Origin of the sequence: Fictibacillus fluitans, assembly GCF_030418125.1 — a bacterium.
Taxonomy (GTDB): Bacteria; Bacillota; Bacilli; order Bacillales; family Fictibacillaceae; genus Fictibacillus_C; species Fictibacillus_C fluitans.
Genome location: NZ_JAUHTR010000010.1, coordinates 61,965 through 83,020, shown reverse-complemented (window position 1 = coordinate 83,020; position 21,056 = coordinate 61,965). Strand labels below are relative to the sequence as shown.

Sequence of the window (21,056 nt, the reverse complement as noted above, 5' to 3'; positions counted from 1 at the left end):
TTGGAAGGAGGGCGGCTTTTTCAGCCTAATTTTCGAATGATAACCTCAATTGTATTTTTCTCTTGCTTTGACGGATCAGCAGAAATTTTCACATCGAACTTCAGCTTTCCGTTACGGTCCGGTTTAATGATTATTGTTTGGTGATTTCCTTTTCCGTGCATTTTAACGAGGTATCGTTTATGCGGATTATACCAGGCTGCTGTCTTCATTTCAGCCGTCCCGGAACCGGTAATTGTAAAACCATTTTTCGAGACTTGCTGCAGTTCTGCGAACTCTTCTGCTACTCTGTTAAATTGCACGCTCCACCCATAAATGGAAAACGAGGTTTCTGCCGATTTATACGAAAAGGGCATCGGAGCTTTCGTTGGATGCGCAAACAATGTCATGAAACGGGGAAGCGTCTGCTCAAGGTCCCGCTTCCAGTAACCCCATGTATGAGAACCGGGGCCATAGCTATTCCATTCATGCGAAATGTTAAGCTGCTCCAGCCGGTTATGCAGGCTTGTGGACATGCTGTAGCAAATCTCTTCAACAGACGAAGCCACCCCGCCGTCCAAAGGACCGCCAGCTTCACCTGTTCCCGTATAGATTGACAGGTTTACACCATCTAAATTTTCGGCAAGATCCCATGGATTGTGGCTTCTCCATATGATTTCATGTGTCTCACGGTCTCCCCAGACGGTTCCCGGAGGCACATTTTCCTGATTTTGAAAAATGGTTTTGTCCAGGAAAACAGGGTCCAGGTTTGTATTTATGACTCCTGAAAAAGAAGCAGCAGCCAGGAATAGATCCGGATGTCTGGCAGCATAGGACAGGGAGCCGAAGCCACCCATCGACAAGCCGGCAATAGCTCTTCCCTCTCTTGTATTTTTAACTTGATAGGCTTGCTCAACCCATGGAATGAGCTCTTTGATATGGTAATCCTCCCATTGAGGCTTTCCATAGGACCCATTGTTGTACCAGTTGGAGTAGCTTCCTCCCCGGCCTGCGTCAGGCATTACGATAACCAAAGGCAGATCCTTTGTCATGTTTTCAATATCACCTGCAACTGTCCAGGATTTATAATCGCCACAGCAGCCGTGAAGCATATAAAGCACAGGATACTTTTTCTTTGCGTGTTCATCATAATCTTTTGGCAGGAGGACCCTCAAAGGGGTCTGTTTTCCAAGAGCCGGGCTGTCCAGCACGATTTCGTGCAGCCTTTCAGTTAATGCCGTATCAGAAACAACTCGTAAATGCTCCCCGCCCTCTGCTTGTGTGTGTAAAGGCGGAAGAATCACAAGGACAATGAGGAATGCAGCCAGCCATTTAAATAATGGACGATACATAAAACAACCTCCCTGCTTTATTTAAATAAAGAAAGATTGATGCCATATGCCATAGCACGGTATCCCGCATCATTCGGGTGCAGATGATCTCCTGAATCGAAAGCGGGAAGCATACGCTCAGGTTGCTGCGGATCACGAATCATTTGATCGAAATCGATGACTCCATCAAATTCCCCGCTGTGCCTGATCCATTCATTCACTTCTTTTCGCGTTTGTTCTCCCTCTTCCGTAAAATAATCGGCAATGGTTGTACCCCGGAATGGCGTCAATGTGCCGCCATACACGTTTATTCCTCTTGCATGTGCTTTGTCAATCATCTGCTGCATTCCGGCAATAATGTTCCCCGAATTAAACTCATGCGGCTCATGCCCAATATCATTTATGCCCTCCATTAATATGAAATCGCTTACACCGGGCTGCTCAAGAACATCATGATCAAATCTGTCGAGAGCCTTGATACCAAAGATGGGGGAATCACGAAGAATTTTATTCCCGGATATTCCTTGATTAATGACGGCGATCGATCCGTCCTTTTTTGTATCTTGCAGTCTTTGATCAAGAAAATCAGGCCAGCGCTGATTGGTATTGGCCGTGGATCCATACCCATCAGTAATGGAATCTCCTAAGGCAACGATCACCCTGTCTTTCTTTTGCTTTCGAATAACATCCAGCCCTTCCAGCCAAAACCAATTATTATACCTTCTTGAAAAAGAAGCTCCGTTCGTTTCAGCAGTATGCTCCCCTCCATCAGATACATAAGTGGTTTGCTCTGCCAGAGAGTGCCAGGTAGTCGGGCCTGTAGCGGAATGTGTATAAACGGACACGGTCAGGTTCTTGTTTTCTTTTATCCGCATCTTTACTGCATCACTGGCCAGTTCTTCTCCCACAGGAATAACTGCTCCATTTTTCCCTCCAAACGTTATGGTTCGTTTTGTATGGGAAACCGTATCTGCTCCTCCTGCAGACCTGGAAACCACCACCCGGTCCAGTGCTAATGGTTTGGTTCCATACCGATTGGAAAAACGCAGTCGAATCTGGTTCCCTTTCTGATTGGGATTTACGACCATTCTGATCGTTTGATTACGGAAACCTTCATGTGAAATTCCGGTGTCATATGGCATTTGCTGGCTCGTTCCCCATGAAGCCATCCAATTTTGCTGGTGAGTAAGCGGTTCCGCATTCGTGGAAAACGAAGAACCTCCCATTAAAAATGCAAATGCTGTTATCAACGAAAGCATTGATTTTTTCAACACTCTTTCCTACCTCCCTATTATTTTAGATACTTTAATTTTTGAATATTTATATAATTTTGTCAATTTAAGTAAATACAAATACAAAAAAAGGGATCTTTTGTAGGAAAAGGGTACAGTCTGCCTGGGCATTTTTTCATACAAAAAAAACCTCTCCGTAAGAGAGGTTCCCCAAAAAAAATGAGGCAAAAAGAAGTTTCTCCTTTTGCCTCATTTCTTACTTATAAATAATTATCTTCTGTTATCAAACGCGTCATTTACTTTGTCGGCTGCTTTATCTTTCAAATCGCCAACTCCTTCACGCGCTTCGCCTTTCATTTTATCCTTGTTTCCTTCTGCCTCTGTTGCTTCATCATTTGTCAGTTTGCCGAGTCCGCGTTTTGCCTCGCCTTTCAGCTTGTCTAATTTTCCTTGTGTTTGATCGTCATTCATGGTTGGTTCCTCCTTTAGGAAATTCAAAATCGTCTATAGTGGTATATACCCATGTCCAACAGATATTAATCATGTGCCATATTTTTCGTTTTTAAATCATACGATAGGGGAAAAATAAAAATTATCCAATAAGAATCGAGGAGTGTACATATGAAAAAAAGCTGGCTAGTGCCTGTATTAATTATTGCTGTACTCGTAATCCTGTTTTTCACAAGCTATAACGGATTCGTAAATAGCGAAGAAGATGTGGACCAGTCGTATTCCCAAATCGAAACTCAACTGCAGCGGCGTGTTGATTTGGTACCAAACCTTGTGAGTACAGTTAAGGGCTATGCCTCACACGAAAAAGAGGTTCTTAAAGATATTTCTGATTCCCGCGCACGTCTTGCCGGCGCTAAATCGCCACAGGATGAAGCCCAGGCGAATGACCAGCTGACCGGTGCCCTTAGCCGCCTGCTTGTCATTCAGGAAAGATACCCCAATCTGAAAGCAGACAAGCAATTTACCCAGCTGATGGATGAGCTTGCCGGCACTGAAAATCGAATTGCCGTGGCGAGAAGAGATTACAATGAAAAAGTTGCTTCCTACAACAAAAAAGTAAAAAGGTTTCCAGGAGCCTTAATTGCAGGGATTGGAGGATTTGATAAAAAAGAATACTTTAAGGCAAGTGCCAATGCACAGGAGCCGCCTAAAGTAGACTTTGGAGGAAACAGCTGATGTTTTCCAAAAAATTCTCCCTCTTCGTGGGCTTGTTTGTTATTTTTTCCGTACTTACAACCGCCATTCCGGTTTCTGCTGATACGATACCGGCACAAGAGGGAGACATTTATGTTCAGGACCATGCAAGAGTGCTTAGCCCGCAGGAAAAGACGGAGATTCTGTCTCTTGGAAGACAGCTGGAGGATCAAACAAGTGCACAACTTGCTGTTCTTACCGTTCAATCCATTGGTGATACACCCATTGAAACGTATTCAAATGAGGCATACAGGAAGTTTGGACTTGGAACGAAGGAAGCGGATAACGGTGTTCTGCTTGTGGTGGCCCTTTCGCAGAAAAAGATCCGTATTGAAGTGGGATACGGGCTTGAAGGAGCCATTCCGGATGGCAAAGCGGGAAGAATTCTGGATGAAAATGCCATTCCTTATTTAAAGCAGGGAAAAAATGATCAGGCCATCACTCATACTTATCAAGCCCTGGCCAAAGAAATCCAAAAGGAATATAAAGGCCAGGATGCTCCCACGGCCAAGAACAAGGAGCAGAAAAAGGATCCCTTTTCCTGGTTTTACATCATCATTATTGTAGCGGTTATTTTTTTGGACATTAAATTCTTTAACGGCTTTCTCACCTACATGATTCTTTCCATGCTTTCAAGAGGAGGCGGTGGAGGCGGCGGCCGCAGAGGAGGCGGAGGTGGATCCTCTGGCGGTGGTGGTGCAGGCAGGGGGTGGTAGCTACTTTTCGATCCATTTTTTTACGTGCTCCTTTGGATCCCAGCAATCGAATTTGTAGGAAGGCTTTGTATCAAATCCCAGCCGTACGCATTCATATTTCATTCCGTTATTGAGCCGCGATGCCTTGAAATTTACGCACGTTGCACAGCAATGAACATCTTTTTTCATGGATGATATTCCACCCTTCTATACTGAAGTCATATCTTCATCATACCGCAAAAAAACCGCCCTGCAATCATTTGGCACGGGCGGTTTTGCTTTTCATTTATCTTATATAGTTCGCTTCTCTCGCCTTGTTATGGGCAGCTTCGAACATTTCGTTTACATTTTGCTGATGTACATATTCTTTGTACGTTCTTTCATTCTTCCTTAATGAAATGGTCAACGTACCAAAGAAAAGATTTAATGTTAGCATACAGGCTCCTCCTCTCCTGCGTTCTTACTCTTTCAGGTCGTATCCTTCTCCGTTACCATCCAATCCAGAAATACCAGTTTTCGCTTCATCATTTATACCCTCTCCTTTTTTAATCAAATGCTTTCAAGGTTTTAATACACTTGATTCATCAATTTTTCTTGAGTTTCCCTGTACATTTTATCGACTTGCTGCTGATGAACTATTTCACTCTTGCTGTTCATTTTTCGTTGAAATGACATCGTAATGGTTCCAAAAAATAAGTTCAGTGTAATCATTTGGCATTCCTCCTTTCTTGTGGCCTTTAACAGTCCATATCCTTCTCCAGTGAAAACCAGGTTAGTAATGCGATGCTAATCATCATTACACTCATCTCCTTCTCGTTTTAGTTGTATAAAAAAAGGCCGCAGAGATCCTGATGATCCCTGCAGCCTTCCCTAAAAAAGGGCGCAAAAAAGCCGCAGGGCATCATTCGGCCTGCGGCGCTTTTTTATCGAAAATTACAAATCAAAAAAGCGGGTGTCCATTGGCCGAACATCTTAGTGCTGCATGAAGTTGTAGTTGTGCAAAAGCTGGCTGTAATTTCATCATTGTGTCCGACCTCCTTCTTGAATTCTGATTATTCTTTACACGGTAAGTATAAACGTAGTCTGATCACTTTGTAAACCACTTTTTCCAAACAATTTATTTATATGCAAAAGAAAGGTAAAAGATCACCCATTTTATTATTTGTTTCTCAAGAAAAAGATTCCAGCCCTGCCATGATTATTTCTGTGGCCCAAGCATCTTGTGTACATTTTCACAAACATTTGTATTATAATGGTTATACTACATCATTTGCATTTTAGTAAGGAGGAACATTATGGTAAGCCCTAAAGTTATTTTGGCTTCTACACGGCCATTTTCATTAACGGCTGCTATTATACCGGTTCTGTTCGGAACCATACTCGCTCTGCAATCCACCGGCATTCATTGGGGACTGTTTGTTTTAACACTCCTTGGTGCCGTCTTTATGCAGTGCGGAACAAATCTGGTCAACGACTATTACGACCATGTGAAAGGGGCTGACCAGCCCGGATCACTCAGCCCTTCAGGCGTTATAGACCGCGGAGAAATGACTCCAAAACAAGTCCATATTACCGGTCTTATCTTTTTTGCTCTCGGCAGTATCATTGGCTTGGTTTTGGCTGGTCTTACTGGCCGCTTTATCCTTTATATCGGTATTCCGTCTCTCCTGATCGGCTATTTTTATACGGCCACCCGCTATGCTTTAGCATATAACGGGTTTGGAGAGTTCGCATCCGGTACCACGCTTGGCGTGCTTGCTGTCATTGGTTCTTATTATGTTCAGACACTTACCGTTGACTGGGGTACTGTACTGATCGCCTTGCCTAATGCCTTTTTGATTATGGCGATTTTGCAGGCGAATAATTTAAGGGACATTGACAGTGATAAACTGATCAACAAAATTACCGTGGCGGGCTTGCTTGGCCGAACCGGTGCCCGCGTTGAATATTTGATCCTGATGATTGGCGCCTATGTTCTGCTGCTGATCCTGGTTGCAGTTTCTATGCTTCCTGTATGGAGCCTGCTTGCTTTCTTGTCGCTTCCCATTGCCCTTAAAGCCCTCTCCATCAGTCTGCGCACCTGGGAGCCAAAAGAATTGAACACTACACTGGGATTAACGGCCATGCTTCATTTAGCCTTTGGCATCCTGCTTTGCATCGGCACCTTAATTGGTATATCAATATAAAGTAGCTGTTATTCCAACATACAAAAAAAATGACCGGCAGCCCCCACGCTGCCGGTCATTTTTTTGTTTTATGATTCTATATCCTGCAGCTGTTTTTTCAGCCGCTTTGCTTGATAATACATAAGTGTTGTGAATCCAAGTCCAGTCAATGATGTGGTTCCGCAGACGATTTCATCGGTTACGTCTTTGCCTGCGAACGGAATTACTGTTCCCAAATACATAAAAGAGCTAAGCCCTAATAGGACAATCCCGTAGTGCTGATAGTCCTGGATCTTTTGCTTTAGGTCTTGCAATACTTTTGATTCCATACTTTTAACAGCCTCCTAACCTCTTTTATTACAATAACATAAAACAGGTAGAAAGACATACTTAATTTTTGACAAATATATGAAAAAACTCCCGTTCTCTAAAGAGAAACGGGAGTTTTAAAGAAATTTTGACTGGGATTTACGCCAAAGCTTCTTTCAAGTCTTCGATCAAATCCTCAGCATCTTCAATACCAACCGAAATTCTGATCAATCCGTCGGTAATACCCAGCTCAGCACGCCGCTCAGCCGGTATGGAAGCATGAGTCATTTTGGCAGGAACAGAAATCAGGCTTTCCACCGCTCCAAGGCTTTCAGCCAGCGTAAAGTAACGAACCTTACTGAGCACCTCAGCTGCCTTTTCTTCACTGCCTACATCGAAAGAAATCATTCCTCCGAAACCACCGGCTTGCGCTTTGGCAATCTCATGCTGCGGATGGCTCTCGAGGCCAGGATAGTAGATCTTTTTAACCGATGGATGATCGGACAGAAAATCCACGATCTTTTTCGTGTTTGCTTCAGTTGCTTCCATTCGCAAGCCGAGTGTTTTGATCCCTCTGATGAGAAGCCATGAATCCTGAGGCCCTAAAATACCGCCTGTGGAATTTTGAACAAAGTGCAGATCCTCGCCAAGCTTTTCATCGTTTACTACAACCACTCCAGCCACCACATCGCTGTGGCCGCCAAGGTATTTCGTTGCCGAATGAAGGACGATATCCGCACCAAATGTAATCGGTGTTTGCCAATATGGAGTGCTGAAGGTATTGTCGACGATCAGCAAAAGGTTGTTTTCCTTTGCCAGCTGGGATGCCGATTTAAGATCGGTTACTTTTAACAGCGGATTTGTTGGTGTTTCTACATAAAGAGCTTTTGTATTCGGCTGAATCGCTTCTTTAATGGCATCCAGATTGGTTGTATCCACCAGCGTGGACTCAATGCCGATCCGGTTCAGCACCTTGGAAACCACCCGGTACGTGCCGCCATACACATCATCCGTTAAAATAACATGATCGCCTGAACTGAACAGCATCATGACAGCTGTGATAGCAGCCATTCCAGATCCAAAAGCAAAGCCTCGTTTTCCTTCTTCGAGATCTTTTACAAGCTCTTCAAGCGCAAATCGGGTTGGATTTCCAGTTCGTGAATACTCATACCCTTTATGCACTCCGACTTCTTCCTGTTTATATGTGCTCACTTGATAAATGGGAACAGAAACAGCTCCTGTTGCTGCATCACTCGGAATCCCGCCGTGAATTAATTTTGTTTTACGTTTCACTTAAATTCCCCCTTCATAAATCTTCTTGCTTAAATACCGGTCACTTCCGTCAGCGAAGATCGTCACAATCGTGGAGCCAGCAGGTGCTGTTTCTGCTTCCAGCAAGGCTGCGTGAAGCGCAGCACCCGATGAACTGCCCACCAGGATCCCCTCTTTTTGCGCCAGTTCTTTTACTCTGGAAAAGGCGTCAGTATCCTGAATCGTATGGATCGCGTTAAAATAAGAAGGATCCATATAGCCAGGCAAAAACTCCATGCCAATTCCTTCCGTCTTGTGGGGCCCGGACTGTCCACCGTTTAGAATGGATCCCTCCGGCTCTACGATTACCGTTTTTAGTGATGGTTTCTTTTCTTTCAAGAATTGGGCAGTACCCATAAAGGTTCCTCCCGTACCGGCTCCTGCAACAAAGATGTCTACCTCACCGTTTAAATCGTGCCAAATCTCAGGTCCCAATGTTTTGTAGTACGTTTTCGGGTTGGAAGGATTGGAGAATTGGGCAGGCGTAAAGGAGCCCGGAATTTCTTTAAGAAGCTGTTCCGTTTTTTTGATGGCTCCTTTGATCCCTTCCCCTGTAGGTGTATGAATGATAGTCGCTCCAAGCGCCTTCATTATTTCCTGTTTTTCAATACTGAACTTCTCAGGGATTACAAAAATAACACGCACTCCCCGATTGATCGCAGCAAGAGCCAGCCCGATTCCCGTATTCCCGGCTGTCGGCTCAATGATGGTCCCTCCTTCAGCCAGTTTACCCGTACGAAAAGCCTCATCCAGCAATTCTCTACCAAGCCGGTCCTTTACACTGCCGCCCGGATTCAAATATTCCAGCTTTGCATAAAGTTTTACCTTGTTAGGCAGCTGAAATTGGGTTAGCTGAAGCAAAGGTGTGTTTCCTATTAACTCATGTATGTTTTTGTAAACCGTCATTGCTCAGGCTCCTCTTAGTCAGCAAATACCTTGTTCCATTCATCTTTTTTCGCAAGCATCTTCTCTGCAATATCCTTTGCGCCTTCCAGGCTGTGGTTGGCTGCCCAGCCGCATTGGATTTCATTGCAGGCAGGTACTTCTTCCGCTTTTAATACATCGTTTAATGTATTTTCCAAGACATCCAGAATTTCTTCGTAATTATCGTGATTGATCACAGAAAGATAGAAGCCTGTCTGGCAGCCCATCGGACTGATATCCACAACAGAGTCGTGATGATTTCTGATGTTTTCAGCCATCAGATGCTCAATGGAGTGAAGGCCGGCCATATCCATATGGTCCTTGTTCGGCTGGCAGAAACGGATATCGTATTTATGAATTACATCTCCGTTTTTACCTTGTGTTGTTCCAGCCAGGCGCACATATGGCGCTGCTACTTTAGTATGATCCAGATTAAAACTTTCTACATTCATCTTTTTAACCATTCTGTTTCAACTCCTCAATCATTAGTAAAATCAATTCTGCTGAATGCTTGGATGCAGTATCCAAAAATTGATCATAGGACACACGGGCGTCCTTTCCTGCAATATCCGACAGTGACCGAATAATAACAAACGGGACATTGAACTGGTAAGCCACTTGCGCTATCGCAGCCGCCTCCATTTCTGCTGCATAAAGACCGGCAAGTTTGGTTCGGATAAATTCCACGCGTTCATGATCGCTCATAAAGGAATCACCCGAAGCAATCAGTCCTTGAGCGACTTGAACCCCGCTGACCTTTTTTGCGCTCTTTACAGCAGCAGACACCAATTCAGGGTCCGGCACATAATAGGCGGGCATCTGAGGCACCTGACCATATTCATACCCAAATATAGTAGCATCTACGTCATGATGGCGGACTTCAGTCGAAATGACAACATCCCCCACATTTAAATCCTGATGGAATCCACCTGCAGACCCTGTGTTAATGATGCAATCGGGCTTGAACATCTCAATCATTAACGTCGTTCCGATGGCGGCATTTACTTTTCCAATACCCGATTTTAGAAGAACAATATCAAGTCCGTCAATTCGGCCGGTGTAAAATTCACATCCTGCGAGCTTTGTATCCTTTCTCTCAGCAAGTTTGCTGCGGAGAATGACGACTTCCTCTTCCATAGCCCCAATAATTCCAATTTTCATAGCGACAACTCCAGTATATTCTGTTCAGATTTTTTTGGTCTTTACAGCTTCCATCAGCCAAACGTAATTGTTCAGTTTTTCAAAGGAAACGTCAAAGCCGTGCTTGCGGAAAAGATGATCCAGCACGTCAATGGTCGTGTAGTATTCTGTCTGCAAATCCTGAAGAAGATTCAGGTATCCCTTTTCCTTTACAAGGCGGTGCCTTTCCTTACGATCGGCTTCATTGATGAATGCTGTATCCGCAAAAACAATTTTACCATTTTCTTTTAAAATCTGGCTATATAATTGGATGGCGGAGTCCTTTTCCTCATCTGTGAGATGGTGGAAAGCGTAAGTGCTGACGATCGCATCCACTTCACCAGGAAGCTGCGGAAATGTTAAAAAGTCACCATCAATCAGTTCAAGATTGTTGAAACGGGCTTTCGTCTTTTCGCGCATTCCCAAAGAAGGCTCGATGCCGTATACGATTCTTCCGGCGGCCAACAGCTTTTCTGTCAGATTTCCAGTCCCTACCCCAAACTCCACTACTGTTCCTGTCGTTTTGGATGCGACAGTTTCAAGGATGTGTTCATAATGATCGAACACTTCCCTATATTCTTCGTCTTTGCCCGATACCGACTGATCATAGGAATCTGCCCACTCATCAAACAGCGAAATAAACTCTCTGCCCATTGTCTTCACTCCGTTTATCAATAAAATATATAATTCCTATCACTATACTATGGATTAATTCGTTACAAGTTACAATTTATCACAGAAATCCGTAATAATCAATGAAACAGCGCTTCCATTCTTATCCTTTTAAAAGCACAAAAAAAGCGGCGGTAAGACATATGCTTCCCGCCAGCTTTAATCAATTCTGTTATTGTTTTTTTACACTTGTCGGTTTCCAGCCTTGTCCGTCTTCCCATTTAAGCTGAACCTCATATCGGGATCCGTCCGCTTTGGATAACACCCTTCCAACAGATTGATCAGGTGCTCCCCCATTACCGAGCCAAAGGATGGTCATTTGATCTTCCGGGATTCCAGAAGCATAAGAAAGAGCTTTTGTCTGTTCGCTCCAATCAGCTGATCCTTTGTCATACGACTTGGTATGCTCACCGGTTTGTGACGTCCCTACAGCATCCCATGGACCTTCGGGGCCGCCTTTAGATTTTTCATCATCAGCCTTTTCTTTGTCAGCGGCTTCTTTTTCCTTTTGTTTTTCAGCGGCTTCTTTATCTTTTTCTTCTTTTTTGGCAGCATCCTGATTTGCATCTGCAGCCTCGCTGTCATTATTATCCTCAACAGCAATGGATGAATCATCGTTCTTTTTAGAACCTTTATCTCCAGAAGACTGGTCTTTCTTTTCGGTTGAATTATTAGCAGAAGACGATGATGGCTGGCTGCTTCCTCCGTTTATAAAAATGCTTGCTCCCACTACCACGATTAATAATAGCACGACTCCAATTGCTATGTTTAGCGCCCGATTTTGTTTTCGTTTCTCAAAACGAGAACGGTACTCTTTTCTTCCCATACTAACCTCCTCAAAACTATGCCTACATCAATTTTACCACGATAAACGAATTCGACAAGTTTGAGATTTTGCGTATGTCGGAGTACTTTATTTATTTTTTTTGTCATATTTGTAAATTTGTTTTACGATTTCTGAATAAGCAGACAGTACCCCATTCGCTCCCCCTTTATAATCCAGATCGACAATGACCAGTGAATATTTTGGCTGGCCAGCAGGAAAATAGCCGGCGAACCATTTGTTCGATGCTTCAGATCCGCCTTTTTCGGCAGTACCCGATTTTCCTGCAACGGCATAGGGAAGCTCGTTTAAGGCACGGCCCGTTCCTTTTGGGCTGGTCACCACCTCGCGCATGAGCATTTGCAGCTTTTTCGCGGTATAGGGCTCAATTTTGTCTTCCGTTTTATGATCCGGAAATGAAAGAAACGTTGTTCCGTTTTTATATTCAATTTCCGTAGCCGCTTTAACTTCTTTTACCGTTCCTCCCCGCGCAATAGCGGCAACCATGCGGGCGACCGATAATGGTGTTACTTGAACATCCTTCTGGCCGATTGCGGTTTGGGAGATTGCAAGCGGCACTTTCTTGTCATAGGACGCGCCCCATATGTTTCCTGCTTCTTCCTCGGGGAACTGGGCAAAATCCTGATAATGATAAACCTGTCCCCTCCATCCGGACCTTCCGGATAAGCCAAGCTTCTCTGCGTATTCATCAATCCGCTTTGGATTTTCTATCACCATTTCATTAGCCAGCAATCCAAATGTCCGATTGCAGCTTTGAGCAAAGCTTTCAGAAAAATCAAGTCTTCCAAGTGGATGTTTAGCCTCCTTGCCATCAATACCCAGATTGCAATCGAAAGTCCTCCCGCTTGCAAGGTCCTGATGCTCGATGGCAGATGCGGCCGTCACCAGTTTAAACACAGAACCTGGTGCATGGCGGCTCAGCATTTGGTTTTTTATTAAACCAGACGTATAAGGAACACTCACCATGCCTAACAGCTCATTGGTTTCGATATCAATCAGTACAGCCCCGCCCCTTTTAATATGACTGGCTTTTACCGACTTTTCCATTATCTCTTGAAGGTTTTTGTCGATTGTTGTTTTGACGCTAACTGGGTAAAAGGGATTTGATGGAGAAAGATACTTGACATCGAGCCCGAACAAGGGAGAACCTGAGCGGTCAACATGGTAAATTAGTTTGGTCTCACCTTCTGAAATTAAAAAAGGATCAAAAGCCTGCTGCAATCCTGTTTTTCCTATCTTTGTGTTAATGGTGATGGTTCCTTTTTCCAATTTGTCAGGATATTTTTTTTTGATGATTTCCGGTGCCTGGCCGGTAACACCAAGCAGCGCACCGGCAAACGGAGAATGCTTTGTACGTGAAATATATTGCGCATAAACGCCAGGGAGCTGGAGATTATTGATTTCTTCCATGGTCTCCTGTGTTAATTGATCCTGATCATCAGCTATCACAAAGGGTTCCTCATGACGTTTGAGGGCGCTTTTGATATTTTCAGGTTGTTTATCCAGGATTGCTGCCACCTTGTCAATTGCGCCTTTTTGCTCCTTGATAAAAGGAAATAAAATGATCGCTGGCTTCAATTCAGCTGAAATCATTTGTCCTTTGCGGTCGAGCAGCAAGCCTCTTCCCTCATTGATCATAAAAGAATGAGTACGCTGTCTGACGCTCTCATCTATTAAATTGATGTTATGCTTTGAAAAAGATTCTGTTGAAATGAGCTGAATTTGAACCAGCCGTCCAACGAGCAAAAATAATGCGGCAAGAAATAAAGCGCCTGCAATGACTATCCGTTTATGGATCCTTTTCATGAAGACCACCTCACCTCCCAGTGTGGTCGGATGGAAGAATATATAAACGGAACAAAATAAAAAGACGCCAGGCATAAGCGCTGGCGCCTTGAGTGCTCTATTTTATTTCTACGATTTTGACACTAATTTCTCCGCCTGGAGTTTGAACAGATACTTTTTCTCCTACTTTCTTGCCAAGCAAGCTTTTAGCCATTGGAGAATCGTTGGAAATTTTGCCTTCAAACGGATCTGCTTCGGCACTTCCGACAATCATATACGTTTCTTCATCGCCATCAGGAAGTTCCTGGAATCTGACGGATTTCCCGATAGAAACCACATCTCCTGCAGCTTTGTTTTCTTCGATGATTACTGCATCACGGATCATTTTTTCCAGCTGAACAATCCGAGCTTCCACAAAAGCCTGCTCGTCTTTGGCTGCATCGTATTCCGAGTTCTCGGACAAGTCTCCGAAACTGCGGGCGATCTTGATGCGTTCGACAACTTCTTTTCTTTTTTCTGTTTTTAGCTGTTCCAGTTCGTTTTCAAGCTTTTGCTTACCCTCAAGCGTCATATAATGCTTTTTCTCTTCTGACATACTGTATTCACTCCTTCAATTAATCAGTACCCTGATAACTATATATGTTGTCTAATAGATCGGATATGTATAGTGGATGGTTACACCTTACTAAAAAATAAAGCGCTTGCCAAATTATTTACTCAGTAATCATCCAAAATACAAGTAAAAAATGAGGGCTTGGCCTCATTTTTTTAATATTGCTTTTTCTTCAAGGATGGTTTGAATTTTGGTTACCATTAAATCAATGGCTACCCGGTTTTGTCCACCTTCCGGAATGATGATATCCGCATATCGTTTGGTTGGCTCAATAAATTGATTGTGCATCGGGCGAACAACCGACGTATATTGGTCGATGACCGATTCAAGGGTGCGCCCCCTGTCCCGGGTATCTCTGACCATGCGCCTTATAATGCGTACATCGGCATCTGTATCAACAAAGAGCTTGATATCCATCAAATCTCTGAGGCGCTCATCTTCCAGTATCAAAATTCCTTCAAGAATGATAACATCTTTTGGTTCAACTGGGATAATTTTATCACTTCTTGTATGTGCTGTATAGTCATAAACCGGCTTTTCAATGGATTTAAATTCCAAAAGAGCGTTCAATTGTGAAATTAACAATTCATTATCAAATGCCAAAGGATGGTCATAATTTGTTTTCAAACGCTCATCCATTGTTTTTTCGGATTGGTCTCTGTAATATGAGTCCTGCTCAATGATGAGAATCGACTGATCGGCAAACTGGCGGTATATCTCCTTCGCTACAGTTGTTTTTCCGGAGCCCGATCCCCCGGCTACCCCAATGACAATCGGTTTTTGTACCATGTTCTTTCTCCTTCCAAAATCTCTAACGCTGCTCGTTATCTTTTTTAATGCTGATGCCCAGGCCATCTCCTACTGGCAAAATGGCGGTTGTGTATCCTGTATGATTCATTAGGTATTCATTGTAGGAACGTATTTTCCGGATCAGGGAAGTGAGCCGCCTGGTTCCTTTGGGAGCATCGTCCGCAACATATCCCTTAAACAGAATATTATCTGAAAATATGATGCCTCCCCGCCGGAGAAACTCTCCATAACTTTCAAAGAAACGCTGATACTGCCCTTTAGCTGCATCAATAAAAATCACATCATAAGGTCCCTTTTTTCCTGCTTCAGGGACCAATTCATTGGCATCACCGAACAGTACTTCAATTCGGTCAGCCAAGTCAAACTCTTTAATATTATGAAGTGCCTGCTTGTAGCGTTCCGTGTCTCTTTCAATCGTAACAATGGATGCAGCCGGCAAAGTTTCCGCCATTCTTATCGCTGAATATCCGATAGCCGTTCCGACTTCCAGTATTCTTTCGGGTTTGATCATCCGAAGCTGCTGAAGCAGAACTTCAATCCCAACCAGCTCCATGATGGGTACACCATGCTCTTTGGCGTACTCCTCTATTTTTTGAATCCGAATATCCCTCTTGGGGATTAATTGTTCAATATAATTCTGGACTTCCTGTGAAATCAAGGCTGCGCCTCCTTACTTAACCGAAACATTATATCATAAAAACAACCTGCCATGTTTTGTTTTTAGTTTTTCCCTGCACGTTCCTGCCATTCGTTACGATATTTTTGAACAATTTTCTTATGCTCGTCAAATGTTTTGGTATAAATGACTTGTCCATTTGGACGTGCATAAAAAAAGTAAAAACTTGTTTGTGCCGGGTTCAATACCGCTTTAATCGCTTCTTCCCCGGGGGAAGCGATCGGACCAACAGGCAGCCCTTTGTACTTATAAGTATTATATGGAGAATCCACTTTCAGCTCTTTATAGAGCACCTGTACTTTAAAATTCTTGCGGGCGTATTTAACCGTCGGGTCGGAATCGAGTTTCATTCCTTTTTTTAGTCTGTTATAAAATACACCTGATATTTTGGGCCGGTCTTCAGGCCGCTGGGCTTCTTCCTCAATCATGGACGCCAGCGTCAGAATTTCGAATGGTTTTTTTCCGCTCTTTTCGATTTCTTCCTGGTGCACATCCATTACGCTTTGCGTTTTCTGCACCATTTTTGTAATAACAGCTTTAGGATCCGGCTGCTTTTCATCAAACTCGTATTTCGCAGGGAACAAATAGCCCTCAAGCGGGTAGTATATTTTTTTGTTGTATACTTTGTTATCGATCACAGAGAACTCCTTTTGGAGCTCTTTGACGAATGAGGGATCATTCATCAGCTTCATGACATCCTCTTTGTTGCTTCCCGTGTTCTTCGCAATCACTTCTGCGATCTGAGGAATAATAAACCCTTCAGGTACCGTAAAGGACGTTTCAGGGTGACGGTATACTTTCCCGTTTTTAAGAGCAGCAATGAGCTGGTCCATATTCATGGAAGGATTAAGGTCATAGACCCCGGCCTGCAAGTTGCCATTTTCTTTTGTTTTGGCATACACCTGAAAGACCATACTGTTTTTGATCAGGTTTTTTTCTTCCAAAATCTTTCCGATTGTTGAAACAGATGAACCGATTGGTATATCAACCGTTACATCCTTTTTATTTCCTGCATCGGCTGGGCCGAGTGCATCCTTAATATATGTATAGCCAAAAACAGCAGCTGCTGCCAGCAGCACGATAATGACGGTCAGCACAGTAAGTACTTTTTTCTTTCTCTTTTTCTTACCGGAACCTGCCGGGCCGCCGGGAACATCATTATATTGTGACACCTTTTTCTCCCCTTTCATCTGCTTTATTATACTGATAAGTAAATTTCATGTCTAGTTTCCATAATAAAGAAACAAAAATCAGATAAATTTCCAGATCTATGCAACACTGGTACAGTCTTTTAGTATGTTCAATTTGTATAAAAAAAGCAGCTAAAGTTTATCTTTAGCTGCAAAGTCGTTTTATTCTTCTTCATCCTGAAATGCGTTTAGAGTTTCTTCAATCATCTGCCACTCTTCATCTGTTTCCAATGGGAATAGCTCGATATCATCTTCGCCTTCTCCTTTGTCCTCAAAGCGGAAAGGGAAAACTTCCTGCTCATCGCTGTCATCTTCCTGATCTTCTCCTGCTGGAACAAGAAGAATGTATGAATGGCCTGTCGGCGTTGTGCTGCCATCAATCGTCATCAGCACTTCAAATAGATTCTCTTCTCCGTTTTCACCTGGAATAATAATGTGTTCTTTTTCTTCGTTTGCCATTTGATCACCTCATTTTTTTAATTGACGGCTGTCCAAATATCCCTGGAGAATTAAAACGGCGGCCATTTTGTCGATGACCTGTTTTCTTTTCTTCCGGCTGACATCCGCAGAGATCAGCATTTTTTGAGCAGCCATCGTGGTCAGACGCTCGTCCCATAATACCACAGGAACCCCGTACCTGGCTTCTGCCTGCCTGGCAAATTCCTGGCACGCTTCCCCGCTGGGACCGATGGATCCATTCATATTCTTGGGCAAGCCGACCACTATTTCTTTCACATCATACTGTTTGATAAAATCACCAATACGTTCAAAAACTTCATCGGGCTGATGCGGTTTCCTTCTGACCGTTTCGATTCCCTGGGCTGTCCAGCCCATTTCATCGCTCACAGCCACTCCTACTGTATGGGATCCTACATCAAGTCCCAAAATTCTGATCATTAGAGAGTATCCTCTTTCTTTGTATCAAGATAGGATTTAACCAGTTCCTCAATCAGTTCATCCCGTTCAATCTTTCGAATCATGGTTCTTGCATCCTTGTGGCGTGGAATATAAGCTGGATCTCCTGATAACAGGTAGCCTACAATCTGGTTGATCGGATTATACCCTTTTTCCTGAAGCGCCTCATACACTGAAAACAGCACTTTTTGGACATTGGGATCCATTGAATCGTCATGAAAGTTAAACTTCATTGTTTTGTCCATAGAGCTCACGGCCAACACCTCTTTCTCTAGCTTCTCCCTTTATATCCTCATTGTACCCTTAATAGGGGGATTAGGAAACAGATTTCACTGCTTCTGCTACGTATTCCAGGGCAGCTTCAAGTTTTTCCGGGTCTTTTCCGCCTGCCTGCGCCATATCCGGCCTGCCTCCGCCGCCTCCGCCGCAGCGTGAAGCCACCTCTTTTACAAGTTTTCCTGCATGATAGCCTTTTGGTATTAAGTCCTTGGTTACCCCGGCGACAATATTCACCTTATCTTGATTTACTGCACCGAGTACGACAATTCCGCTTGAAAGCTTGTTTTTCAGATCATCCACAATGGACCGGAGGCCATTCATGTCGGCAGCATTTACTTTTTTGACAATCAGCGGAACACCATTGATTTCAACTTTCTCGTTAATCAGGCTGCCTGCTTCAAGATTGCCTAGCTTCGCGGATAATGCCTCTTTTTCCCGCTGAAGCTCTCGTACCTGGTGTTGCAGCGCTTCTATACGGCCCGGCACTTCCTTAGCATTGGTCTTCAGCAAAGCGGCTGAGTCACGCAGTGTCTGCACCTGGCCCTTCATGACTTGATAGGCTTCCTGGCCGGTTACCGCTTCAATCCTTCGGGTACCGGCACCAATGCCAGTCTCTGAAAGGATTTTAAAGAGGCCGATCTCAGAAGTATTCTGTACATGGCAGCCCCCGCATAATTCAAGGCTGTAGTCACCGATTTGAACCACACGGACCACTTTTCCGTATTTCTCGCCGAATAGGGCCATCGCCCCCATCGCTTTTGCTTCCTCGATCGGCTTTTGCATTTTATCGACAGAGATGGTCTTCCAGATCTTCTGGTTTACAATATCCTCTATTTGTTCCATTTCTTCCTGCGAGATACTGCCGAAATGGGAAAAGTCGAATCGCAGCCTTCCAGGTGCAACCAGGGAACCTGCCTGGTTGACGTGGGTACCGAGAACATCCTTGAGCGCTTGATGCAGCAGGTGGGTAGCCGTATGGTTTTTGACTATGGCCGCACGTTTTTCAGTATCAACCTGAGCGACAACTTCTATTCCTTTACGAAGATTTCCTTTTTTCACGACAACCGTATGGAGATTTTGTCCATTTGGCGCTTTCTGAACATCCTTGACAACCAGCTCCAGCCCTTCCCCCGTTATTGTGCCCTGGTCTGCAACCTGTCCTCCGCTTTCTGCGTAAAACGGAGTAATATCAAGGATGATCTGCCCTTCTTCTCCTTCGGCAAGGATATCGATGCGCTCACCATTTTGCAGGGTTTCCACTACTTTTGATGTGCTTCGTTCCTCGTCATAGCCCACAAAATCGCTGTGTGCTTTGATGTCGCTTAATACACCGGCCTGTACCTGCATGGAGTCCACATCCTGACGTGCAGAACGCGCCCGTTCACGCTGGCCTTCCATTTCTTTTTCAAAACCGGTTCGGTCAACTTCCATGTTGTGATCCGCAGCATATTCTTCGGTCAGCTCAAACGGGAAGCCAAAAGTATCGTAAAGCTTGAAGGCATCTTTTCCTGAAACTGTGCTGTTTCCGGCCGCTTTTTCCTTTTGGATCACATCCTCGAGAATGGCAAGCCCTTCGTTGATTGTTTCATGGAACCGCTCTTCCTCGTTTTTGATAACGCGCTGGATGAAAGGCACTTTCTCCTTTACTTCCGGATAATAGTCTACCATGATTTCGGCAACGGTTGGAACCAGTTCAAACATGAACGGACGGTCGAGCCCGATCTGCTTGGCAAAGCGAATGGCCCTTCTGATCAATCGGCGCAGAATGTACCCTCTGCCTTCATTTGAAGGAAGGGCGTTGTCAGAAACAGCAAACGCAACGGTACGGATATGATCGGCAATAACTTTGAACGCAGTGTCGGTTTCTTTGGATTGGCCATACTTGCTGCCGCTAAGCTTTTCTGTCTGCTGAATGATTGGAATAAACAAGTCTGTATCATAGTTGGTCGGGACATCCTGTATGACAGAAACCATGCGTTCAAGCCCCATTCCGGTATCAATATTTTTCTTTGGAAGCGGGGTGTATGTTCCATCCGGGTTATGATTAAACTCGGAAAATACAAGGTTCCATACTTCGAGGTAACGGTCATTTTCTCCGCCCGGGTACAACTCCGGATCATTGGAATCACTGCCGTATTTTTCTCCTCTGTCATAGAAAATTTCAGTGTTTGGTCCGCTTGGGCCTTCTCCGATATCCCAGAAGTTGCCCTCCAATCGAATAATTCGCTCGGGCGGCACTCCTACGGTTTTGTTCCAAAGCTCATAAGCTTCATCATCTTCCGGGTGGATGGTGACTGAGAGTTTCTCAGGATCAAAGCCGATCCATTTTTCACTGGTCAAAAATTCCCATGCCCAAATGATGGCTTCTTTTTTAAAGTAATCACCGATGGAGAAATTTCCGAGCATTTCAAAGAACGTATGATGCCGTGCGGTTACTCCTACATTTTCAATGTCATTTGTACGGATTGATTTCTGGGCGTTTACGATTCTCGGGTTTTCCGGAATGACCCGGCCGTCAAAGTACTTTTTAAGGGTAGCGACCCCACTGTTGATCCACAATAGTGATGGATCTTCATAAGGCACCAGGGAAGCGCTTGGCTCAACACCGTGGCCCTTTTCCTGGAAAAAATCAAGAAACATTTGTCTTACTTGAGCAGACGTTAAGGTTTTCATCTTTCCATTCTCCTTTCTTTTATTAGAAAAAGCGGCAGCGCTTTGTCCTGCTAAAATAAAAAAACTCCCGTTCCTGATCTGCATCAGGGACGAGAGTTGTTATCACGCGGTACCACCCTGGTTATGATTTCAGCCAAAACACCAAAAACATCACCTTATGTAAACCGTAACGGGGTTTCACCGGCAGGAATTAACTGCACTCGGGAGTAGCTTTCTGTTCTTCCCTTTTAGAAACCTTACAGCCGTGGGTTTCCTCTCTTAAAAAGGTTTC

Annotated in this window: 25 protein-coding genes and 1 other annotated feature (1 of these 26 only partly in view); of the genes, 3 read left to right on the top strand and 22 right to left on the bottom strand. The window is 44.1% G+C overall.

Annotation, left to right across the window (positions count from 1 at the left end; all coding sequences use genetic code 11):
* Positions 1-20 precede the first annotated feature (20 nt).
* The 3 genes from QYB97_RS17635 to QYB97_RS17625 all read right to left on the bottom strand — a co-directional run bounded on the left by QYB97_RS17635 (position 21) and on the right by QYB97_RS17625 (position 3,010).
* Positions 21-1,328, bottom strand: a complete 1,308-nt coding sequence (locus QYB97_RS17635; RefSeq protein WP_301167336.1) for an alpha/beta hydrolase — start codon at positions 1,326-1,328, stop codon at positions 21-23.
* Between the two features lie 17 nt (positions 1,329-1,345).
* Positions 1,346-2,581: an SGNH/GDSL hydrolase family protein gene (locus QYB97_RS17630; protein ID WP_301167335.1), complete on the bottom strand. Its 1,236-nt coding sequence runs from the start codon at positions 2,579-2,581 to the stop codon at positions 1,346-1,348.
* Positions 2,582-2,809: 228 nt separating this feature from the next.
* A complete protein-coding gene (locus QYB97_RS17625; protein ID WP_301167334.1) occupies positions 2,810-3,010 on the bottom strand; it encodes a CsbD family protein in 201 nt (66 codons plus the stop codon).
* 150 nt (positions 3,011-3,160) lie between these two features.
* Here QYB97_RS17625 and QYB97_RS17620 point away from each other — a divergent pair, with 150 nt between their 5' ends.
* Both QYB97_RS17620 and QYB97_RS17615 read left to right on the top strand, forming a co-directional pair.
* The gene (locus QYB97_RS17620) at positions 3,161-3,727 is read left to right on the top strand and encodes a LemA family protein (RefSeq protein ID WP_301167333.1); all 567 of its coding nucleotides are present in this window, start codon (positions 3,161-3,163) and stop codon (positions 3,725-3,727) included.
* On the top strand, positions 3,727-4,461 hold the full coding sequence (locus QYB97_RS17615; RefSeq protein WP_301167332.1) for a TPM domain-containing protein: 735 nt from the start codon (positions 3,727-3,729) through the stop codon (positions 4,459-4,461). The genes QYB97_RS17620 and QYB97_RS17615 overlap by 1 nt, the downstream gene beginning before the upstream one ends.
* Here the strand turns inward: QYB97_RS17615 and QYB97_RS17610 are convergent, their stop codons facing one another.
* The 3 genes from QYB97_RS17610 to QYB97_RS17600 all read right to left on the bottom strand — a co-directional run bounded on the left by QYB97_RS17610 (position 4,462) and on the right by QYB97_RS17600 (position 5,151).
* Complete coding sequence (locus QYB97_RS17610) at positions 4,462-4,629, bottom strand: hypothetical protein (protein WP_301167331.1); 168 nt, start codon at positions 4,627-4,629, stop codon at positions 4,462-4,464.
* 97 nt (positions 4,630-4,726) lie between these two features.
* The gene (locus QYB97_RS17605; protein ID WP_301167330.1) at positions 4,727-4,876 is read right to left on the bottom strand and encodes a YrzI family small protein; all 150 of its coding nucleotides are present in this window, start codon (positions 4,874-4,876) and stop codon (positions 4,727-4,729) included.
* Between the two features lie 131 nt (positions 4,877-5,007).
* Positions 5,008-5,151, bottom strand: a complete 144-nt coding sequence (locus QYB97_RS17600; protein ID WP_301167329.1) for a YrzI family small protein — start codon at positions 5,149-5,151, stop codon at positions 5,008-5,010.
* A 584-nt stretch (positions 5,152-5,735) separates the two neighbouring features.
* Between QYB97_RS17600 and menA the strand changes: the two genes are divergently transcribed.
* A complete protein-coding gene (gene menA, locus QYB97_RS17595; protein WP_301167328.1) occupies positions 5,736-6,626 on the top strand; it encodes a 1,4-dihydroxy-2-naphthoate octaprenyltransferase in 891 nt (296 codons plus the stop codon).
* A gap of 68 nt (positions 6,627-6,694) precedes the next feature.
* On the opposite strand, the gene QYB97_RS17590 is transcribed toward menA, so the two are convergent.
* The 16 genes from QYB97_RS17590 to alaS all read right to left on the bottom strand — a co-directional run bounded on the left by QYB97_RS17590 (position 6,695) and on the right by alaS (position 20,785).
* A complete protein-coding gene (locus tag QYB97_RS17590; protein ID WP_301167327.1) occupies positions 6,695-6,934 on the bottom strand; it encodes a YrhC family protein in 240 nt (79 codons plus the stop codon).
* Between the two features lie 139 nt (positions 6,935-7,073).
* Positions 7,074-8,207: a bifunctional cystathionine gamma-lyase/homocysteine desulfhydrase gene (locus QYB97_RS17585; protein WP_301167326.1), complete on the bottom strand. Its 1,134-nt coding sequence runs from the start codon at positions 8,205-8,207 to the stop codon at positions 7,074-7,076.
* The gene (locus QYB97_RS17580) at positions 8,208-9,131 is read right to left on the bottom strand and encodes a PLP-dependent cysteine synthase family protein (RefSeq protein ID WP_301167325.1); all 924 of its coding nucleotides are present in this window, start codon (positions 9,129-9,131) and stop codon (positions 8,208-8,210) included. It lies immediately after the preceding gene.
* A 14-nt stretch (positions 9,132-9,145) separates the two neighbouring features.
* Positions 9,146-9,613: an S-ribosylhomocysteine lyase gene (locus tag QYB97_RS17575; protein WP_301167324.1), complete on the bottom strand. Its 468-nt coding sequence runs from the start codon at positions 9,611-9,613 to the stop codon at positions 9,146-9,148.
* Positions 9,606-10,310, bottom strand: coding sequence for a 5'-methylthioadenosine/S-adenosylhomocysteine nucleosidase (gene mtnN / locus QYB97_RS17570; RefSeq protein ID WP_301167323.1), 705 nt, complete (start codon positions 10,308-10,310; stop codon positions 9,606-9,608). Before mtnN ends, QYB97_RS17575 begins: the two co-directional genes overlap by 8 nt.
* A gap of 24 nt (positions 10,311-10,334) precedes the next feature.
* Positions 10,335-10,982: a class I SAM-dependent DNA methyltransferase gene (locus QYB97_RS17565; protein ID WP_301167322.1), complete on the bottom strand. Its 648-nt coding sequence runs from the start codon at positions 10,980-10,982 to the stop codon at positions 10,335-10,337.
* Between the two features lie 190 nt (positions 10,983-11,172).
* Positions 11,173-11,826, bottom strand: a complete 654-nt coding sequence (locus QYB97_RS17560; RefSeq protein WP_301167321.1) for a YrrS family protein — start codon at positions 11,824-11,826, stop codon at positions 11,173-11,175.
* Between the two features lie 87 nt (positions 11,827-11,913).
* Positions 11,914-13,650 carry a peptidoglycan D,D-transpeptidase FtsI family protein gene (locus QYB97_RS17555; protein WP_301167320.1) on the bottom strand — a complete coding sequence of 579 codons (1,737 nt, stop codon included), beginning with the start codon at positions 13,648-13,650 and terminating at the stop codon, positions 11,914-11,916.
* A gap of 97 nt (positions 13,651-13,747) precedes the next feature.
* Complete coding sequence (greA, locus tag QYB97_RS17550; RefSeq protein ID WP_301167319.1) at positions 13,748-14,224, bottom strand: transcription elongation factor GreA; 477 nt, start codon at positions 14,222-14,224, stop codon at positions 13,748-13,750.
* A 165-nt stretch (positions 14,225-14,389) separates the two neighbouring features.
* Positions 14,390-15,031, bottom strand: a complete 642-nt coding sequence (udk, locus tag QYB97_RS17545) for a uridine kinase (RefSeq protein ID WP_301167318.1) — start codon at positions 15,029-15,031, stop codon at positions 14,390-14,392.
* 22 nt (positions 15,032-15,053) lie between these two features.
* Complete coding sequence (locus QYB97_RS17540; RefSeq protein WP_301167317.1) at positions 15,054-15,710, bottom strand: O-methyltransferase; 657 nt, start codon at positions 15,708-15,710, stop codon at positions 15,054-15,056.
* A 62-nt stretch (positions 15,711-15,772) separates the two neighbouring features.
* Complete coding sequence (mltG, locus tag QYB97_RS17535; protein WP_301167316.1) at positions 15,773-16,900, bottom strand: endolytic transglycosylase MltG; 1,128 nt, start codon at positions 16,898-16,900, stop codon at positions 15,773-15,775.
* Positions 16,901-17,080: 180 nt separating this feature from the next.
* Positions 17,081-17,377, bottom strand: coding sequence for a DUF1292 domain-containing protein (locus QYB97_RS17530; protein ID WP_061972691.1), 297 nt, complete (start codon positions 17,375-17,377; stop codon positions 17,081-17,083).
* Between the two features lie 9 nt (positions 17,378-17,386).
* Positions 17,387-17,812: a Holliday junction resolvase RuvX gene (ruvX, locus tag QYB97_RS17525; RefSeq protein WP_301167400.1), complete on the bottom strand. Its 426-nt coding sequence runs from the start codon at positions 17,810-17,812 to the stop codon at positions 17,387-17,389.
* Positions 17,813-17,814: 2 nt separating this feature from the next.
* A complete protein-coding gene (locus QYB97_RS17520; RefSeq protein WP_301167315.1) occupies positions 17,815-18,087 on the bottom strand; it encodes an IreB family regulatory phosphoprotein in 273 nt (90 codons plus the stop codon).
* A gap of 61 nt (positions 18,088-18,148) precedes the next feature.
* Positions 18,149-20,785, bottom strand: a complete 2,637-nt coding sequence (gene alaS, locus QYB97_RS17515; protein ID WP_301167314.1) for an alanine--tRNA ligase — start codon at positions 20,783-20,785, stop codon at positions 18,149-18,151.
* A gap of 82 nt (positions 20,786-20,867) precedes the next feature.
* Positions 20,868-21,056, bottom strand: a binding site (T-box leader); it runs 31 nt beyond the window's last position.

Bases quoted from the DNA above. Each gene is read 5' to 3' on its own strand.
- QYB97_RS17635 (WP_301167336.1), bottom strand. From the start codon at position 1,328: ATGTATCGTCCATTATTTAAATGGCTGGCTGCATTCCTCATTGTCCTT.
- QYB97_RS17625 (WP_301167334.1), bottom strand. From the start codon at position 3,010: ATGAATGACGATCAAACACAAGGAAAATTAGACAAGCTGAAAGGCGAG.
- QYB97_RS17620 (WP_301167333.1), top strand. From the start codon at position 3,161: ATGAAAAAAAGCTGGCTAGTGCCTGTATTAATTATTGCTGTACTCGTA.
- QYB97_RS17615 (WP_301167332.1), top strand. From the start codon at position 3,727: ATGTTTTCCAAAAAATTCTCCCTCTTCGTGGGCTTGTTTGTTATTTTT.
- QYB97_RS17610 (WP_301167331.1), bottom strand. From the start codon at position 4,629: ATGAAAAAAGATGTTCATTGCTGTGCAACGTGCGTAAATTTCAAGGCA.
- QYB97_RS17605 (WP_301167330.1), bottom strand. From the start codon at position 4,876: ATGCTAACATTAAATCTTTTCTTTGGTACGTTGACCATTTCATTAAGG.
- QYB97_RS17600 (WP_301167329.1), bottom strand. From the start codon at position 5,151: ATGATTACACTGAACTTATTTTTTGGAACCATTACGATGTCATTTCAA.
- menA (WP_301167328.1), top strand. From the start codon at position 5,736: ATGGTAAGCCCTAAAGTTATTTTGGCTTCTACACGGCCATTTTCATTA.
- QYB97_RS17590 (WP_301167327.1), bottom strand. From the start codon at position 6,934: ATGGAATCAAAAGTATTGCAAGACCTAAAGCAAAAGATCCAGGACTAT.
- QYB97_RS17580 (WP_301167325.1), bottom strand. From the start codon at position 9,131: ATGACGGTTTACAAAAACATACATGAGTTAATAGGAAACACACCTTTG.
- QYB97_RS17575 (WP_301167324.1), bottom strand. From the start codon at position 9,613: ATGGTTAAAAAGATGAATGTAGAAAGTTTTAATCTGGATCATACTAAA.
- mtnN (WP_301167323.1), bottom strand. From the start codon at position 10,310: ATGAAAATTGGAATTATTGGGGCTATGGAAGAGGAAGTCGTCATTCTC.
- QYB97_RS17565 (WP_301167322.1), bottom strand. From the start codon at position 10,982: ATGGGCAGAGAGTTTATTTCGCTGTTTGATGAGTGGGCAGATTCCTAT.
- QYB97_RS17560 (WP_301167321.1), bottom strand. From the start codon at position 11,826: ATGGGAAGAAAAGAGTACCGTTCTCGTTTTGAGAAACGAAAACAAAAT.
- QYB97_RS17555 (WP_301167320.1), bottom strand. From the start codon at position 13,650: ATGAAAAGGATCCATAAACGGATAGTCATTGCAGGCGCTTTATTTCTT.
- greA (WP_301167319.1), bottom strand. From the start codon at position 14,224: ATGTCAGAAGAGAAAAAGCATTATATGACGCTTGAGGGTAAGCAAAAG.
- udk (WP_301167318.1), bottom strand. From the start codon at position 15,031: ATGGTACAAAAACCGATTGTCATTGGGGTAGCCGGGGGATCGGGCTCC.
- QYB97_RS17530 (WP_061972691.1), bottom strand. From the start codon at position 17,377: ATGGCAAACGAAGAAAAAGAACACATTATTATTCCAGGTGAAAACGGA.
- alaS (WP_301167314.1), bottom strand. From the start codon at position 20,785: ATGAAAACCTTAACGTCTGCTCAAGTAAGACAAATGTTTCTTGATTTT.